The 17,067-nt window shown below is 66.3% G+C and carries 17 protein-coding genes; 7 read left to right on the top strand and 10 right to left on the bottom strand.

Annotated features, from left to right (window positions below):
- Positions 1–46: 46 nt before the first annotated feature.
- Positions 47–844: an IclR family transcriptional regulator gene (locus tag QMX85_RS15485; protein WP_282342304.1), complete on the top strand. Its 798-nt coding sequence runs from the start codon at positions 47–49 to the stop codon at positions 842–844.
- Positions 845–1,263: 419 nt separating this feature from the next.
- On the opposite strand, the gene QMX85_RS15480 is transcribed toward QMX85_RS15485, so the two are convergent.
- The 5 genes from QMX85_RS15480 to QMX85_RS15460 form a co-directional block, all read right to left on the bottom strand.
- Entirely contained in the window at positions 1,264–1,980 is a 717-nt protein-coding gene (locus QMX85_RS15480; RefSeq protein WP_282342302.1) for an ABC transporter ATP-binding protein, read from the bottom strand.
- A complete protein-coding gene (locus QMX85_RS15475) occupies positions 1,977–2,849 on the bottom strand; it encodes an ATP-binding cassette domain-containing protein (RefSeq protein WP_273229068.1) in 873 nt (290 codons plus the stop codon). The genes QMX85_RS15480 and QMX85_RS15475 overlap by 4 nt, the downstream gene beginning before the upstream one ends.
- A complete protein-coding gene (gene livM / locus QMX85_RS15470) occupies positions 2,846–4,126 on the bottom strand; it encodes a high-affinity branched-chain amino acid ABC transporter permease LivM (protein ID WP_282342299.1) in 1,281 nt (426 codons plus the stop codon). The genes QMX85_RS15475 and livM overlap by 4 nt, the downstream gene beginning before the upstream one ends.
- Positions 4,126–5,040, bottom strand: coding sequence for a branched-chain amino acid ABC transporter permease LivH (locus tag QMX85_RS15465; protein ID WP_090223793.1), 915 nt, complete (start codon positions 5,038–5,040; stop codon positions 4,126–4,128). The genes livM and QMX85_RS15465 overlap by 1 nt, the downstream gene beginning before the upstream one ends.
- A gap of 200 nt (positions 5,041–5,240) precedes the next feature.
- Positions 5,241–6,362 carry a branched-chain amino acid ABC transporter substrate-binding protein gene (locus QMX85_RS15460; RefSeq protein WP_282342294.1) on the bottom strand — a complete coding sequence of 374 codons (1,122 nt, stop codon included), beginning with the start codon at positions 6,360–6,362 and terminating at the stop codon, positions 5,241–5,243.
- Positions 6,363–6,395: 33 nt separating this feature from the next.
- Between QMX85_RS15460 and QMX85_RS15455 the strand changes: the two genes are divergently transcribed.
- Positions 6,396–6,572, top strand: coding sequence for a hypothetical protein (locus QMX85_RS15455; protein WP_282342292.1), 177 nt, complete (start codon positions 6,396–6,398; stop codon positions 6,570–6,572).
- An 86-nt stretch (positions 6,573–6,658) separates the two neighbouring features.
- Here QMX85_RS15455 and QMX85_RS15450 read toward each other — a convergent pair whose 3' ends face one another.
- Together QMX85_RS15450 and QMX85_RS15445 are read right to left on the bottom strand one after the other, a co-directional pair.
- Positions 6,659–7,945 carry an FAD-binding oxidoreductase gene (locus QMX85_RS15450; RefSeq protein WP_282342290.1) on the bottom strand — a complete coding sequence of 429 codons (1,287 nt, stop codon included), beginning with the start codon at positions 7,943–7,945 and terminating at the stop codon, positions 6,659–6,661.
- Between the two features lie 67 nt (positions 7,946–8,012).
- Complete coding sequence (locus tag QMX85_RS15445) at positions 8,013–9,503, bottom strand: aldehyde dehydrogenase family protein (protein ID WP_282342289.1); 1,491 nt, start codon at positions 9,501–9,503, stop codon at positions 8,013–8,015.
- 128 nt (positions 9,504–9,631) lie between these two features.
- On the opposite strand from QMX85_RS15445, the gene QMX85_RS15440 reads away from it, so the two are divergent.
- Positions 9,632–10,519: a LysR substrate-binding domain-containing protein gene (locus tag QMX85_RS15440; RefSeq protein ID WP_282342288.1), complete on the top strand. Its 888-nt coding sequence runs from the start codon at positions 9,632–9,634 to the stop codon at positions 10,517–10,519.
- A gap of 107 nt (positions 10,520–10,626) precedes the next feature.
- On the opposite strand, the gene azu is transcribed toward QMX85_RS15440, so the two are convergent.
- Positions 10,627–11,076: an azurin gene (azu, locus tag QMX85_RS15435; protein WP_090223801.1), complete on the bottom strand. Its 450-nt coding sequence runs from the start codon at positions 11,074–11,076 to the stop codon at positions 10,627–10,629.
- Between the two features lie 434 nt (positions 11,077–11,510).
- Here azu and QMX85_RS15430 point away from each other — a divergent pair, with 434 nt between their 5' ends.
- From QMX85_RS15430 to QMX85_RS15415, 4 genes are all read left to right on the top strand, one after another.
- Positions 11,511–12,098 (top strand): TIGR00730 family Rossman fold protein, encoded by a 588-nt coding sequence (locus tag QMX85_RS15430; protein ID WP_282342283.1) that lies wholly within the window; start codon positions 11,511–11,513, stop codon positions 12,096–12,098.
- 49 nt (positions 12,099–12,147) lie between these two features.
- Positions 12,148–13,173 carry a DUF5924 family protein gene (locus QMX85_RS15425; RefSeq protein ID WP_282342281.1) on the top strand — a complete coding sequence of 342 codons (1,026 nt, stop codon included), beginning with the start codon at positions 12,148–12,150 and terminating at the stop codon, positions 13,171–13,173.
- A gap of 97 nt (positions 13,174–13,270) precedes the next feature.
- Positions 13,271–13,780, top strand: a complete 510-nt coding sequence (locus QMX85_RS15420; RefSeq protein ID WP_282342279.1) for an MgtC/SapB family protein — start codon at positions 13,271–13,273, stop codon at positions 13,778–13,780.
- Between the two features lie 14 nt (positions 13,781–13,794).
- On the top strand, positions 13,795–15,111 hold the full coding sequence (locus tag QMX85_RS15415) for a sorbosone dehydrogenase family protein (protein ID WP_282342277.1): 1,317 nt from the start codon (positions 13,795–13,797) through the stop codon (positions 15,109–15,111).
- A gap of 17 nt (positions 15,112–15,128) precedes the next feature.
- On the opposite strand, the gene QMX85_RS15410 is transcribed toward QMX85_RS15415, so the two are convergent.
- Complete coding sequence (locus QMX85_RS15410; protein ID WP_282342276.1) at positions 15,129–16,046, bottom strand: transglutaminase family protein; 918 nt, start codon at positions 16,044–16,046, stop codon at positions 15,129–15,131.
- A partial coding sequence (locus QMX85_RS15405) for an alpha-E domain-containing protein (RefSeq protein ID WP_282342274.1) occupies positions 16,043–17,067 on the bottom strand: 1,025 nt, incomplete at its 5' end. The genes QMX85_RS15410 and QMX85_RS15405, both read right to left, overlap by 4 nt.

The raw sequence follows: 17,067 nt of genomic DNA, 5'->3' as shown, positions 1-17,067 counted from the left end.
TAACCAGAAAATGGAACGAAAAGATTCAAAAAAGAATGTAGAGGCGATGGATAGCGAAGCCCTGGGCAACGGTGACCGCAGCCTGCGCGCCCTGATCGCGCTCGAGGCCGTGGTCTGCGCCAGCGAGCCGGTGACCCTGGCGCAACTCAGCGACCGCCTGCAGGCACCCAAGGCGACCCTGCTGCGCATGCTCACCGCACTGGAGCGCCACGGTTACCTGATCCGCGAACTGGACGAAAAGACCTACCTGCCCGGCCCCCACGCCCGGCAACTGGGCCTGCATGCGCTGCGTAACCAGGCGGTGCTGCAGCGCCATCGGCTGATCCTCGAGGAACTGGTCGCCGAGCTGGGTGAAACCTGCAACCTGACCGCGCTGGACGGCAACCAGGTGCTCTACATCGACCGCGTGGAAACCCGCGAGCCCCTTCGCCTGCATGTCGAGCCCGGCACCCATGTGCCGTTGCACTGCACCGCCAGCGGCAAGCTGTACCTGGCGAGCATGAGCGCCAGCCAACGCCAGCGGATGCTCGCGCACCTGCCGCTGACCCGGCAGACCGACCGCACCCTCACCGACGCGGCCCTTCTGGAGACCGAGCTGGAACGGATCAAGGCGCGCGGCGTGGGCATCGACAGCGAGGAGTTCGTCCGTGGCATGGCCGCCGTGGCGGTGCCCATTACCGATGCCGCCGGTCACTGCGTCGCGGCGCTGGCCTGCCATGCGCCCACCGCGCGCAAGAGCCTTAACGACCTGCTCGATTGCGTGCCGCGCCTGCGCGAGGCCGCCGCGCTGCTGGCCGAATCGATGACCGTGCGCGAGGCCAGCCCGGTGAAGGCTGCCAGCTGATCGCGACAAGCAAGACGTGGAAATCCCCGCGACAGCACAAAAAACGCACAGTTCCCTGAAAGCCGCGTCCCCAGGCTGGTCGCGGCGGCCGCCCCCTCCTTATTCACAAGACTATCCACAGCTCCTGGGGACAACTCCCCGACGCTTCGCCGAGCGCCAAGGTCTTCAATAACTGACTGTTTTCCCTTGGAATTCATCCAGTCGGTCAAATTCCGAGCAAACCTCTGGAAGCCGCGCAGGCAGTGGCCCGCAGCACTCTGCCACCACGTTATGCACAGCTCGCTCCACAGTTTCGCTGAACAACTCCAAGGCAGTGACTCTGCCGGTCTGCAGCACCGGGAAGGTTTCCCCGGGCAATAAAAAGCCCGGAGCGGGAAACGAGCCAGGCTCGCATCCCACTCCGGGCGAAAGGGTATTACTCAGTGACCGCCGAGGTAGGCTTCGCGCACTTCGGGGTTGGTCAGCAGTTCCTGACCGGTGCCGGACATGCGGATCTGCCCGGTGACCATCACGTAGGCGCGGTCGGAGAGACGCAGTGCGTGGTTGGCGTTCTGCTCCACCAAGAAGATGGTCATGCCGGTCTGCGCCAGTTCACGCAGGGTCGAGAAGATCTGCTTCACCACGATCGGTGCCAGGCCGAGCGACGGCTCGTCGAGCAGCAGCAACCTGGGTCGGCTCATCAGCGCACGGGCGATGGCGAGCATCTGCTGCTCGCCGCCGGACATGGTCATGGCGCGCTGATTGCGGCGCTCCTTGAGGCGCGGGAACAACTCGAACATGCGCTGCATGTCCTCGTCAGCGAACTTGGCGCCGATGGGGATGGTGCCCATCAGCAGGTTCTCCTCCACGCTCATGTCGGGGAACACGCGGCGACCTTCCGGCGACTGCGCGATGCCGTTGGAGGCGACGTAGTGCGCCGACTTCTTGCTGATATCGGTGCCCTGATAGAGGATCTGCCCGCTCTTCGCCCGCGGCTGGCCGAAGATCGACATCAGCAGGGTCGACTTGCCGGCGCCGTTGGCGCCGATCAGGCTGACCGTCTCGCCCTCGTTGATGTGCATGCTCACGCCCTTGAGGGCATGGATCTGCCCGTAGAAGACGTTGACGTCCTTGAACTCCAGCATCGGCGAACTCATGCCACTTCCTCCTCTTCCGCGCCGAGGTAGGCGGCAATCACCTTCGGATCGTTCTTGATGTCGTCAGGCCCGCCCTGGGCGATGACCAGCCCGTGGTCGAGCACCACGATGTGGTCGGAGATGCTCATGACCATGCCCATGTCGTGCTCGATCAGCAGCACGGTGATGCCGTGCTCATCGCGCAGCAGGCGGATCATCCCGGCAAGTGCCTCTGTTTCCGCGGGGTTGAGGCCGGCGGCGGGTTCGTCCAGGCAGATCAGTTCCGGTGCCGTGCACATCGCCCGGGCGATTTCCAGGCGGCGCTGCTGGCCATAGGAAAGCTCGCCGGCGAGACGGTTGGCGTGCTCCACCAAGTCGACCACTTCCAGCCAGTAGAACGCGGTGTCGAGCAGCTTGCTTTCGGCCTTGCGGTAGCCGGGCGTGTTGAAGATGCCGGCGAACATGTTGCGGTTGGCGAGCATGTGCTGCGCCACCAGCAGGTTTTCCAGGACGGTCATTTCCTTGAACAGGCGAATGTTCTGGAAGGTCCGCGCCAGGCCGGCGCGGTTCACCAGGTGGGTGCCGCCGAACATCTTGTACCAGACCCGCGAACCGAACTGCGCCGGCTTGACGAAGTCGTCCGCCGCGAAGGGCTCGCCGAGCACCTTGATCACGTCGGTCTGCTTGCCCTGGGCGTTGAGCAGGATCTTCCCGCCCGTGGCCGAGTAGAAGCCGGTGAGGCAGTTGAACACGGTGGTCTTGCCGGCACCGTTGGGGCCGATCAGCGCGGAAATCGAATGCCGCTTGACGGAGAAATTCACGTCGTTCAGCGCCTTGATGCCACCGAAGTGCATCATCAGCGAGTCGACGGAGAGAATGACGTCGCTCATGGCGCCACTCCTTTGCGTGGGGCTATGCCGATGCGGTTGATGCGAATCAGGCCGCGTGGTTTCCAGATCATCATCACCACCATGAGGATGCCGAACAGCAGCACGCGGTAGTCCGCGAAGCTGCGCAGCAACTCGGGGGCGACGGTCAGCACGAAGGCGGCGATCACCACCCCGATGGTCGATCCCATGCCGCCGAGGACGACGATGGCGAGGATCAGCGCCGACTCGAAGAAGGTGAACGAGGCCGGGTTGACGAAGCCCTGGTAGGTGGCGAAGAACACCCCGGCGATACCGGCGGTGGAAGCGCCGAGCATGAACGCCGAGAGTTTAACCAGCACGTGGTTGAGGCCCATCGCGCGGCAGGCGATCTCGTCTTCGCGCAGCGCTTCCCAGGCACGCCCGACCGGCATGCGGGTGAGGCGATGCTTGATGTAGAGCACCAGCAGCACGACCAGGAACAGCACGGCGTAGGTGAACAGGAACTTCAGGTTCGGATCGTAGGCGATGCCGAAGAACTCGTGGAACGGCGTGCCGCCATCCTTCGCGCGGCGGGCGAACTCGAGGCCGAAGAAGGTCGGCGCTGGAGCGCTCATGCCGTTCGGGCCGCCGGTCACCGCCAGCCAGTTGTTGAGGATCAGGCGGATGATCTCGCCGAAGCCGAGCGTGACGATCGCCAGGTAGTCGCCGTGCATCCGCAACACCGGGAAGCCGAGCAACATGCCGGCGAACGCGGCGAGGATCGCCGACAGCGGCAGCATGCTCCAGAAGCCCAGGCCGAGGTACTCGTAGCCCATCGCCAGGCCATAGGCGCCGATGGCGTAGAAGCCGACGAAGCCCAGGTCGAGCAGGCCGGCCAAGCCGACCACGATGTTCAGGCCGAGGCCAAGCAGCACGTAGATCAGGCCGAGGATGACCACGGTGAGCAGGTACTTGTTGGCGAAGAACGGAAACGCCACCGCCAGCAGTACCAGCACCGGGAGGATCCAGCGCAGCCGCGACTTGTAGTCCGGCGGCAATACGCCGACACCGCCCGCCGGGCTCTCGAAGCTCTGCAGCACCACGGCGCCGCGCGGGGTCTGCAGGAACAGGCTGAGGGCGAAGCGGCCGACCATGACCACCAGCACCATCCAGCCGACACGGTCGAACTGCAGGTTGAAATCGTAGCCCTGGAGGACTACCCCGACGATCGGACCGAACACGATGAGGGCGATCAGCCCGGCCATCACGCTGTCGATCAGGCTTTTCTTGATATCGATGGAAGAAGTGCTCACGGGCATCACACCTTAGTCACCTGGGGACGACCCAGGAGCCCTTGCGGTCGGAAGATCAGGATCAGTACCAGCAGCGAGAAGCTGAACACGTCCTTGTAGTCGGTGTTGACCATGCCGGAGAACTGCGCCTCGGCCACGCCGAGGATCAGCCCGCCGAGCATCGCGCCGGGCAGCGAGCCGATGCCGCCGAGCACCGCGGCGGTGAACGCCTTGATGCCGATGATGAAGCCGGCATAGAAGTCGAAGGTGCCGTAGTTCAGGGTGATCAGCACGCCGGCCAGGGCACCCATGGACGCGCCGATGACGAATACGTAGGAGATCACCCGGTCGGTGTTGATGCCGAGGATCTGCGCCATCTTGCGGTCCTGCTGGGTCGCCCGGCACATGCGTCCGAGGCGCGTGCGCTGGATGATGAAGGTCAGCGCCAGCATGCCGGCAATGGCGGCGGCGATGATGAACAGCTTGGTGTAGGTGATCATCACGAACCCTTCGCCGACGTGCAGCCGCAGGCTGCCTTCGAGCATGGTCGGGATGCCTTGCTGACGCGCGCCCTGGCTGAGCTGCACGTAGTTCTGCAGGATCAGCGACATGCCGATCGCCGAGATCAGCGGTGCCAGGCGGGTCGAGTTGCGCAGCGGTTTGTAGGCGATGCGCTCGATGGCGAACCCGTAAACGCCGGTCACCACAATGGTGAATATGAGGGTCCCGAGAATCACCAGCGGGAAGGAGTGCACGCCGAAGAAGCCGAGTACCGCGATGGCGATGGCGGCGAGGTAGGCAGAGACCATGTACACCTCGCCGTGGGCGAAGTTGATCATGCCGATGATGCCGTAAACCATGGTGTAGCCGATGGCGATCAGGCCATAGACCGAGCCGAGGGTCAGGCCGTTGATCATTTGCTGCAGGAAAATACCGTCCATAAATCAACTCTCAAGTCATGACGGGAAGAGGAGTCTTGCGAGGGGCCTGGGAGGTGCATCCGGTTGCCTGGGTAAGGCAGGGCGGCGACTCCCCCTTGAAAAGAAGGGCCGGGCGACCGAGGCCGCGCCGCCCTTCCGAGGCTCGACGCAAATACCCGAAGCCCCCGTGCGGGATCACCGCACGGGGGCTTCGACTGACATCAGAGTTGCTTGTACTTGCCAGCGTCGTCCCACTCGTACATCACGTAGTCGGAGACTTTCAGATCGCCCTTGGCATCGAATTCCTTCTTGCCCATGACGGTGGAGACCGGGTTGGCTTTCAGCCAGGCCGAAGCCTTGGCGCCTTCGGTGCTCTTGGCGCCGGTGAAGGCGGCAGCGATGGCCTGGATAGAGGCGTAGGAGTACAGGGTGTAGCCTTCCGGCTCATAACCGTTGGCGCGGAATTTTTCGATGACTGCCTTGCCATCCGGGATCTGACGCGGGTCGGCGCCGAAGGTCATCAGCACGCCCTTGGCGTATTGCGGGCCCCCAGCGGTGCCGACGAATTCGTCGGTGACGATGCCGTCGCCGGAAACGAACTTGGCGGTGACGCCCTGCTCGCGCATCTGGCGGACCAGCGGACCGGCTTCGGCATGCAGACCACCGAAGTAGACCACTTCGGCGCCGGTGGAACGGATCTTGGTGACCAGGGCGTTGAAGTCTTTCTCGCCGCGGGTCAGACCTTCGTAGAGGACTTCCTTAACACCGCGCTTGTTCAGCTCCATCTTGGTGGCGTCGGCCAGGCCCTGGCCGTAGGTGTCCTTGTCGTGGATGACTGCGACTTTCTTGGCTTTCAGAGTATCGACGATGTAGTCGCCGGCAACCACGCCCTGCTGGTCGTCACGACCGCACATGCGGAATTCGCCGGTCAGGCCGCGCTCGGTAACCTGCGGGTTGGTCGACGCTGGGGTAATCGAAATGATGCCTGCTTCGTCATAGACCTCGGAGGCCGGCATGGTCGAGGAGGAGCAGAAGTGACCGACCACGGCGACGGCCTTGTCGGAGTCGACCAGACGGTTGGCGACCGCTACGGCCTGTTTCGGCTCGCAGGCGTCGTCCGCCTTGACCAGCTTGATCTTCTCACCGTTGATGCCACCGGCAGCGTTGATGTCGGCGACGGCTTGTTCAGCGCCACGCCACAGCTGCTCGCCGAACGCGGCGTTACCCCCGGTCATCGGACCGGCTACACCAATGACTACGTCTGCGTATGCAAAAGAGGAGAGGCTCATCGCGCTTGCAACAGCGAAAGCCAGAACACCTTTGTTGAAAGACTTGTGAGGCATGGAGTTGCTCCCTGAGGGGTTTGGATTGGCAGCTTGCAAGAGCAAGCCTTGTGCCATCCAGAAGAAACTCCGGCCGAACGGGAAGAAACAGAGGGTCTTGTCAAAAAATCAGAGGATTCGAAAAAAAATTTAATGACCCTCTATTTCAATGCGCCTTTTTCGGGCAGATATGCGACAGGCCGCCCGGAAGGCCATTTTTACTTTCGGTAACGGCCACTTAGCGAGGGGGAATCGCCCGCCGCTGGTGCACCGAAAATACCCACCCGCACCATCGCTGGTCAGCCCTCCGAACACACTTAGATCACCACGCGCAGGCACTGCCCGGCGTGGTAGAGCGAAAATCCCAGTTCGTACATCCCGCTGCGCAACCGCGGTGCACTGACGGCAGGCGTGGAGCGGAACGGCATCGGCAACGCGGCGGAGTTCCCCGTGCACAGGTAATCGGCGAAGGCCTTGCCGACCACGCTGCCCGTGGTGACGCCACGACCGTTGTAGCCGGCCACCGCGAGCAGCCCCGGCGCCGGCTGGAAGAGACGCATCAGGTGATCAGGGGTGAAGTCGATGCAACCGGTCCAGGTGTATTCCCAATCGACCGCCGGCAGGTAGGGAAAGTAGTGCTTCTGGATGCGCCGGGCCCAGGCGCGCAGGAACCACGCCGGCTTGCGCGTGCCGTTGCCGAGGCTACCGAGCAGCAGGCGGCCGTCGGCGTCGCGGCGGATGCTGCTGAGCACCTGACGGGTGTCCCAGGACCCCTGCCCGCCCGGCAGGATGCGCGTCGCTTCCTCACCGTGCAGCGGCGTCGAGGCGACCTGGTAGTAGAAGCCGGGAAAGAAATGCCGCCGCACCTCGCTCCATTCCCCTTCTGTGTAGGCGCTGGATGCGATCACGACCTGCTCGGCGAGCACCGCCCCGGCCTCGCTGCGCACCACCCACTGCGCGCCCTGGCGTTCCAGGCGGGCGACTGGAGAATGCTCGAACAGCTCGCCGCCCAATTGCTGCACCGCATTCGCCAGCCCGACCGTGTAGGCCATCGGGTTGAGCGTACCGGCGCGACGATCGAGCAACGCGCCGGCGATCCGCTCGGTACCGGTGGCGCGTACGCAGGCCTGCCCAGTGAGCAGCTCGACCGGCGCTCCACGGCGCTGCCATTGCTCACAGCGGCTGCGCAGGTTGGCCAACCCGGCGGGGTTGTGCGCCATGTGCAGGGTGCCCTCGCGGCGCAGCTGGCAATCGATGCCGTAGCGATCGACCAGGGAGAACACCAGCGCGGGCGCCGCGCCCAGCGTCTGGTTCAGCTGCTGGCCGACGGCGAGGCCGAGGCCGGCCTCGATCTCGTCCGGGGCGATCCACATGCCCGCGTTGACCAGCCCGACGTTGCGCCCCGAACCGCCATGACCCACTTCATGGGCTTCGAGGATGCACACCCGCTTGCCGCGCTCGAGCAGGTGCAGCGCCGCCGACAGCCCGGTGATGCCGGCGCCGATCACGCACACGTCGGCCTTGTGCTCCCCCGCCAGCGCCGCCGCACGCGGCCGCTTAGGGGTCAGCGCTTCCCACAGACATTCCTGGCGCAGCATGGTCATGTCCGACACTCCTTTCCTTAGGCTCCCCAGCGAGCCGATGCCCGGCAGATCCTGAAACGCCGCCTGTTCAGTCGAAGGTAATGCCCTGCGCCAGCGGCAGTTCGCGCGAGTAGTTCACTGTATTGGTCTGCCGGCGCATGTAGGCGCGCCAGGCATCGGAGCCGGACTCGCGGCCGCCGCCGGTTTCCTTCTCGCCACCGAAGGCGCCACCGATCTCCGCGCCGCTCGGGCCGATGTTGACGTTGGCGATGCCGCAATCGCTGCCGGTCGCGGACATGAACTGCTCCGCCTCGCGCACATCGTTGGTGAACACGCAGGAGGACAGCCCCTGCGGCACGGCGTTGTTCAGCTGCAGCGCCTGCTGGAAGTCGCTGTAGCCGATGACGTAGAGGATCGGCGCGAAGGTCTCGCCGCGCACCACGTCGCTCTGCTCGGGCATCTCGACGATGGCCGGCGACACGTAGAACGCCTCGGGGAACTGCTCGGCCAGTTGGCGCTCGCCGCCAAACACCTTGCCGCCCTCGCCGCGCGCCTGGCTCAGCGCGCCCTGCATCGCCTCGAAGGCCTGCCGGTCGATCAGCGGACCGACCAGATTGCCCTGCAGCGGATGGCCGATGCGCACCTTGGCGTAGGCCGCCTTCAGCCGGGCGACGATCTCCTCCTTCACCGATTCGTGGGCAATCAGCCGGCGCAGCGTGGTGCAGCGCTGCCCGGCGGTGCCCACGGCGCTGAACAGGATCGCCCGCACGGCCAGGTCGAGGTCGGCGCTGGGCGCGAGGATCATCGCGTTGTTGCCGCCCAGCTCGAGGATGCTGCGGGCGAAACGGGCGGCGACCCTGGGCGCCACCTCGCGCCCCATGCGCGTGCTGCCGGTCGCGCTGACCAGCGCCACGCGCGGGTCCTCGACCAGCGCTTCGCCGGCGCTGCGATCGCCGATCAGCACCTGATTGAGGTACTCCGGCGCGCCGTCGAAACCGGCGACCACCTTGTCAAACAGCGCCTGGCAGGCCAGCGCGGTGAGCGGGGTCTTCTCCGACGGCTTCCAGATCACCGGGTTGCCGCAGACCAGCGCCAGTGCGGCATTCCACGCCCACACCGCGACCGGGAAGTTGAAGGCGCTGATCACCGCGACCACGCCCAGCGGCTGCCAGCTCTCGCGCATGTGATGGCCGGGACGTTCCGAGGCGATGGTCAGGCCATACAGCTGACGCGACAGGCCGACGGCGAAGTCGCAGATGTCGATCATTTCCTGCACTTCGCCCAGCCCTTCCTGGGTGATCTTGCCGGCCTCCCAGGACACCAGTTCGCCGAGGTCGGCCTTGTGCGCCCGCAGCGCCTCGCCAAACTGCCGCACCAGCTCGCCGCGACGCGGCGCCGGCACCGAGCGCCACGCCTGGAACGCCCGCTCGGCGCGCCCGACCGCCTGCTCGACATCGGCGGCGCCCTGCAGCGCGACGCTGCCGATACGGCTGCCGTCGATGGGCGTGTGCACGGCGAGATCGCCCTGCTGGATCAGCTGCGGGGAAAGCCCCAGACGGTCGAACAATGGGCCGAGCATGCGAACTCCTGAAAATCGGTGACGAGGGATGCCTTATTAATAGCGGCTACCGGGCGTGCCAACAAACGAGCATTGTTCCAGTTATCATTCCATTCGCTCATGCAAAGACCCCTCCACCCGAGGCCGCCATGCTCAACAAACGCAACCTGCCCTCGCTCACCGCGCTGCAATGCTTCGAGGCGGCGGCGCGGCACCTGTCCTTCACCCGCGCCGCCGAGGAACTGAGCCTGACGCAGAGCGCGGTGAGCAAGCAGGTCGCCCAGCTCGAGGAGCAGATCCAGCATCTGCTGCTGCGCCGCGTGCGCCGTCGCCTGCAACTGACCCCGGCGGGCTCGCTGTACCTGGACGAGGTACGCAAGATCCTCACCCAGATCGAAATGTCGACCCACTACCTGCGCTCCTACGGCGGCGAGACCGAGGTGCTGCGCGTCTGCGCGCCGCCGACCTTCGCCGCGCGCTGGCTGATTCCGCGACTCAAGGGCTGGCGCCTGGAATACCCGCAGATCCACCTGGACCTGCGCCAGGAACGCGAGCCGGACGACCTGATCCAGGGCCGCAGCGACCTGGCGTTCTATTTCGGCCAGGGTGCGCGGCCGGGCGCCGAATGCGTGCGTCTGTTCGACGAGGAGATGCTGCCGGTATGCGCGCCGGGGCTGCTGCCCGAACAGCCGCTGGAAGACCCGACCCGGCTCGCCGACTTCGTCCTGCTGCAGAACACCGGCCGCCCCGAAGCCTGGCACGACTGGTTCCTCGGCCAGGGCCTGCACACCGAACACAGTTATCACGGGCCGCGCTTCGACAGCTTCTACATGTGCATCCGCGCCGCCCAGGTCGGCTGCGGCGTGGCCTTGCTGCCGCGCTTCCTGGTCGAGGAGGAGCTCGCCGAAGGCAAGCTGGTGGTCGCCTGGGACCACGCGATGAGCAGCCACAACGCCTACTACCTGGCCTACGCGGAGCAGGTGGCCGAAGTGCCGAAGGTGCGCGACTTCGTGCGCTGGATGCTCGAGCGCCTCTGAGCGCAGCAGGAAAAAACGGAATGACCGACCTGGCAGCGTCCATTGAAAGAAACGCCGGGCATGAAAAAGGCCGCTCGGAAGCGGCCTTCTTTCGATCGATGGACGACTCAGTCGACCAGGGTGACCGTGCCCTTCATCATCGCGACGTGGCCCGGGAACGAGCAGAAGAACGCGTAGTCGGTGCCGGCAGCCAGCTTGGACACATCGAAGGTCACGGAGTCGCTTTCGCCGCCGCCGATCACCTTGGTGTGGGCGATGACGCGGTCGTCGCCTTCCTTGATGTAGTTCTTGTCGAGGCCGGCGGACATGCCGTCGGTGGCGACCGGCTGCTCGTTGGCGGCGGAGGTCAGCACCCAGTTGTGGCCCATCACGTTCTTCGGCAGCTTGCCGACGTGTTTCAGGTTCACCGTGAACTGCTTGCAGCTCTTGCTGATCTGAACGGCCTTGGTGTTGAAGGTCATCTGGTCGGTGGCCTCGATATCGACTTTGCATTCGGCGGCAAAGACCGGGGCGCTGGCGACGGCGAGCAGGGTTGCGATTGCGAGTTTGCGGATCATCTTGCCTCCTGGGCAGTAGGGCATTGGCAGTGAGTCATCCCGTCAAGACTGCCAGAGCAGCGGCTTCTTACACAGCACCTGCGGCGCCGTGTCGCAAAGACGCCGTGCCGCAGCATAACGTCGTGGCCGGCGATGGTCCTGGCTTCGTGGGCCGGGATATCGCTGACACCGCGCACCCGGAATCCGCATGTCGGACTATCGGGTTGATACAGATTCTCAACGAGTGGGGCATACCCTGACCTTATAGGATGAGACCGTCAACGCCACTTTAGGAGAGCAATGATGTATCTCAACGAATTACTGCGCGCGGTACTGGCGGCCTATGCCTGTGGTGCCAGCGGTATCAGCCCCGACGCCGAACGACTCGTCTGAAAGCATGGCCCCGCCCGGTGCGGGCCGTTACTCTGTGTGCCTGAATGACCACGGAGTAGATGATGTCGTTACGTTCCGTTTGCGTGTTCTGCGGTGCCAGCACGGGCCGGGATCCTGTTTACCGCGAGGCCGCCGAGCGGCTCGGCGAAGAGATCGCCCGACGCGGCATGACGCTGGTGTACGGCGGGGGCGCGGTGGGCCTGATGGGTATCGTCGCCGACGCCACGCTCAGGGCTGGCGGCGAAGTCATCGGCATCATTCCGCAAAGCCTGCGTGACGCGGAGATCGGCCATCCCGGCCTGACGCGCCTGGAAGTGGTCGACGGCATGCACGCGCGCAAGGCGCGCATGGCCGAACTCTCCGATGCCTTCATCGCCCTACCGGGCGGGCTCGGCACCCTGGAGGAACTCTTCGAGGTGTGGACCTGGGGCCAGCTCGGCTATCACGCCAAACCCCTCGGCCTGTTCGAGGTGATGGGTTTCTACGGCAAGCTCGGCGCATTTCTCGATCACCTGGTGAACGAAGGCTTCGTCCGTCCGCCGCACCGCGAGATGCTGCAGCTGAGCGACTCCGCCTCCGGCCTGCTCGATCTGCTGGATGCCTGGCGGCCCACCGTGCTGCCCAAGTGGGAAGACCGCGAGCCGCGCTGACAGCCGACGCCCCTACCTGAACGCCCCCATTTACGGCTCCGAGAAGCGCATGTCCGTCTGGAAAACCCGAATCGCGCGCCTGGTCGGCCTGGTCACCGAGCTGTTGCGACGCTACCCGCGTGCGATCGCCGTGTTCGGCTTCGTCTCCGGCCTGGCCAGTTTCCTGCTGGTCGACCGACAAGCCAGCCTGGCCAAGCTGATCGCCGTGACCATGCTGGTCAGCTGGCTCTGGCTGGTGCTCGAAAGCACGTTGCGCCGCTGCACTGCACGCTGGTTCGGCTTCGACCTGCCGCCGCCGCTGCTGCGCTATGCGACGCAGATGATCCACCAGGAGAGCCTGTTCTTCGTCCTGCCGTTCTTCTTCATCACCACGACCTGGAACAGCGGCCAGGCGCTGTTCACCGGCCTGCTCGGCGCCGCGGCGCTGGCCTCGATCACCGACCCGCTGTACTACAAGGGGCTGGCCGCGCGGCGCTGGGTATTCATGTCGTTCCACAGCCTGACGCTCTTCGCCGTGCTGCTCACCGCGCTGCCGATCATCCTTCACCTGAGCACGCCGCAGGCCTACGCCTGGTCGCTCGGAGTGGCCGCGGTGCTGTCGTTCCCGAGCCTGATCGGCAGCCTCAAGCTGGCCGGCTGGCGGCGTTGGCTGATCTCGCTGGCGCTGATGCTGGTGCTCGGCGCGGTGGGCTGGCAGGCGCGGCTGTGGGTGCCGCCGTCGACCCTCTGGCTGGGCGAAGTGGCGGTCACCGAGCAGTTCGACGACCTTACCCGCAAGCCCGGCGTCAGCGTGGAGAGCATCAGCGCCGCGCAGCTCAAGAGCCAGGGTCTCTACGCCTTCACCCGGATCAACGCGCCGCGCGGACTGAAGGAGCGCATCTATCACGTCTGGCAGCACGACGGGCAGATCGTCGACCGCATCGCCCTCGACATCCACGGCGGCGGCAAGGAAGGCTACCGCTCGTGGACACACAAGCAGAACTTCCCCGACGACGTGGTCGGCGACTGGCAGGTGCAGGTCGTCACCGAAGCCGGCCAGATGATCGGCGTGCTGCGCTTCGAGGTCATGCCGTAGGTCGTGCCGCGCGTTCGATGCGCGGATAAAACCCTCGCAGCGCGGCGGGGTCAAAACTGCCGAGGCGCGAGCGGGCGCATGACGGCGGGAGCGGTGCATGGAGTGGTGGCAGATCATCAGCGCGACGGTCGCCGAAGAGTTTTCCGACCTGCCGGACCTTGCCGAAACCACGCGCCTGGTGCTGCGCCTGGGCCTCGCCGCCCTGCTCGGCGGCGCGCTGGGCTACGAGCGCGCCGCCAAGGGCAAGGCCGCCGGCGTGCGCACGCACATGCTGGTGTCGCTCGGCGCCGCGCTGTTCGTGCTCGCCCCGCACATGTCCGGGGCCGAGCACGACGCCCTGAGCCGTGTCATCCAGGGCATCGCCGCAGGCGTCGGCTTCCTCGGCGCGGGCACCATCATCAAAGGCAACAGCGTCCATGAAGTGCACGGCCTGACCACCGCCGCCGGCATCTGGCTGACCGCCGCCATCGGCATTGCCGTAGGCATGGGCCGCGAAGCCACGGCGCTACTCAGCACCCTGCTCGCCCTGATCATCTTCTTCGTCATTCCCAAGGTTTCACCGAACGACTCGGACGACGAGACTCACCCACGAGAACGACTCCCCTGAACCCCGGAGATGCGATGAACCGCCTACCCACCCTGCCGCTCACCCTTGCCCTCTGCGTCGCACTGGTCGGCTGCGAGAAGGCCACGCTGCCGATCGCCGACAGTTACGGCCCGCAACCCCGGTTGCCCGAGCCCGCCTCCAGTCTCCTGCCGACGGTGAACATCGCCAAGGCGCGTGGCTGGGCCGAGGGCCAGACGCCAGTCGCCGCCCAGGGCCTGCAGGTGCGTGCGTTCGCCCAGGGCCTGGATCACCCGCGCACGCTGCTGGTCCTGCCCAACGGCGACATCCTGGTCGCGGAAACCGACGCGCCGCCCAAACCGGACGACGGCAACGGCGTGAAAGCCTGGCTGACCAAGAAGGGCATGCAGCGCGCCGGCTCCGGGCTGGGCAGCGCCAACCGCATCACCCTGCTGCGCGACGCCGACGGCGACGGCGTTGCCGAAGTCCGGAGCGCCTACATCGAAGGCCTCAACTCGCCGTTCGGCATGGCGCTGGTAGGCGACACCCTGTACGTCGCCAATACCGACGCCGTGCTGAGCTTCCCCTACCGCGAGGGCGCGCTGCGCATCGACGAGCCAGGCAAAAAGATCGTCAACCTGCCGGCCGGCAGCATCAACCACCACTGGACCAAGGACCTGGTCGCCAGCCGCGATGGTTCGCTGCTCTACGTCAGCGTCGGCTCCAACAGCAACGTCGCCGAGAACGGCATCGACGCCGAGCGCGACCGCGCCGGCATCCTCGAGGTCGACCCGGCCCGCGGCACCTCGCGGCTGTTCGCCGCCGGGCTGCGCAACCCGAACGGCCTGGCCTGGCAACCGGAAAGCGGCGAGCTGTGGGTGGCGGTGAACGAGCGCGACGAGATCGGCAGCGACCTGGTGCCCGACTACATGACCTCGGTGAAGAGCGGCGGTTTCTACGGCTGGCCCTACAGCTACTACGGCCAGCACGTCGACAGCCGTGTCCAGCCCCCGCGCCCCGACTTGGTGGCCAAGGCCATCGTTCCCGACTACGCGCTGGGCGCCCACACCGCGTCGCTGGGCCTGACCTTCTATCGGGGCGACCTGCTCAAGCGCTACAGCGGCGGCGCCTTCGTCGGCCAGCACGGTTCCTGGAACCGCGAGCCACGCAGCGGCTACAAGGTGATCTACGTGCCCTTCGCCAACGGTCGCCCGGCCGGCCCACCGGAAGACGTGCTGACCGGATTCCTCAGTGACGACGGCGAAGCCCTCGGCCGTCCGGTGGGCGTGGCGACGGACCAGCAGGGCGCGCTGCTGGTGGCCGACGACGTCGGCGATACGGTGTGGCGGGTGACGCCGCAGACGCCGCAGTGAAACGACGCTCCCGGGCGCTACTCACGCCCGGGAGCCACCGCCACCTCACCGGCCGGGGTGACGGTGACCTGTACGTCGGGGTCGTGGCTGCCGCCACCGAGGATCACCCCGCGCAGAGGCGACACGTCGGAGAAGTCGCGGCCCCAGGCCAGGGTGATGTGTTCCAGGCCCGGCTGCACGTTGTTGGTCGGGTCGAAATCCACCCAGCCCTGTCGCGGGCAGTACACCGACACCCAGGCATGCGAGGCATCGGCGCCGATCAGCCGTGGCTGGCCGGGCGGCGGCTGGGTCAGCAGGTAGCCGCTGACATAGCGCGCCGCCAGGCCGCGCGAGCGCAGGCAGGCGATCATCAGGTGGGCAAAGTCCTGGCAGACCCCGCGGCGCTTCTCAAGCACCTCAAGCAGCGGCGTCGCCACCTGGGTAGCGGTGGCATCGAAGGTGAACTCGCGGAAGATCTTCTGCATCAGCGCCTGGACGCCCTGCAGCAGCGGGCGGCCCGCGGTGAAGCAGTCCTCGGCGTAATCGACGAAGGAATACTTGAGGCGAACCGCCGGCGACTCGAAGCGGAAGCGGCCGGCTTCCAGTACCTCGGTCGACAGCGGCGCGCCGCTGTAGGAGAGCGCGGCGCTGGCGTCCTCCCAGGGCGGCGACTGCAGGGGATCGAGCAGCGGCCGAGCGAGAATCTCCACGTCCAGGCGCGCCTCGACGCGCAACTCCTCGTGCGGCCGCTCGAAGGCCAGGCGGGTCAGCGGATTACCGAAGATGTCCAGCTCGTCGCGGCGCTGCGTCGGCGCCGGCTCGACGTTCAGTTCGCGGACGATGCAGCGCTGCCAGGCGCAGTCGCGCGGCCACAGGTGCGCCAGTTGCTTGGCCAGCGACACCGCGGTGGCGTAGCGGTAGTGGGTGTCGTGGATGACCTGGTAGCGCGCGCTCATGAGGACACCGTCTGCTGGCTGGCATCGACGTGGGCGAAGAAGCGCAGCGCCAGGCGATCGGAAAGCTGCCCGGCGGCCTCGCCGACCGCGCGCAGCAACTGGCTCAGGCCGTTGAGCACGGCGCGCTTGCCGGCCTCACCGAACAGCGCGTTTTCCAGGGTGCCGAGGTCGACCAGGCGCAGGCGGTCGGTGAGCAGCGCCAAGGTCAACTCGTGCTGGCTGCCGAACTGCTCGCTGAGGTGGTCCAGCGCCTTCTCCAGCTCGAGCAGCTGGAACAGCGCCGCGTGCGGGTTCTGCTCGTCCAGCAGCAGCAGGTCGAGCACCGGGATCAACTGCGGCGCGGCCTGGTAGCGCGAGCGGTAGGTGATGGTGCTGTTGCCCAGCTCGAGGAGCCACTCCAGCGCCGCCTGGTCCTGCACGGCCTCACCATCGAGGAATCCGGCGATGGCTTCGGCGAGGAACTGCAGCCGTTCGATGCGTCGGCCGATCATCAGGAAACGCCAGCCGTCGTCGCGGGTCATGTCGTCGAGGGCGAAGCCGGACAGCGCCGACAGCGACATCAGCAGGCGGTTGAGGAAGTCCAGCAGCTCGCCGAGGTCGGCCTCCTCGCGCTCCAGGGTCTGCGCCTCGCGCTGGATTTCCATCAGCGCCAGCCAGTTCTCCCGCGACAGCCGCCCGCGCACCTGCGACGCGGTCCAGTTCAGCCGCTGCAGGTTGGCGCGCAGGCTGTAGATCCAGTCCTCGCCGAGCAGGGCGACGAACAGCCGCTCTTCCAGCGTGCCCTCCTCCTCGTCCGGCAGCACGCTGAGGTACTCGGCCAGTTGCAGCGCGGTCGCCAGCGCCATGGGTTCGTCGTCGTCGCCGACATAGCGCGACAGAACCACGCGCAGCAGGCGGGTCAGGTCGTCGCAGCGCTCGGCGTAACGGCCGAACCAGAACAGGTTCTCGACGATTCGCGAGGGCAGGTGCGGATCGCGGCGGACCACGTCGTGCACGCCCAGCGGACGCGGGCGTGGCGCCG

This window comes from Pseudomonas sp. PS02288 (assembly GCF_029959715.1).
GTDB classification, from domain to species: domain Bacteria; phylum Pseudomonadota; class Gammaproteobacteria; order Pseudomonadales; family Pseudomonadaceae; genus Pseudomonas_O; species Pseudomonas_O kuykendallii.
Note: the sequence above shows the minus strand (reverse complement) of the source record. Positions and strands in the feature narration are given on the sequence as shown.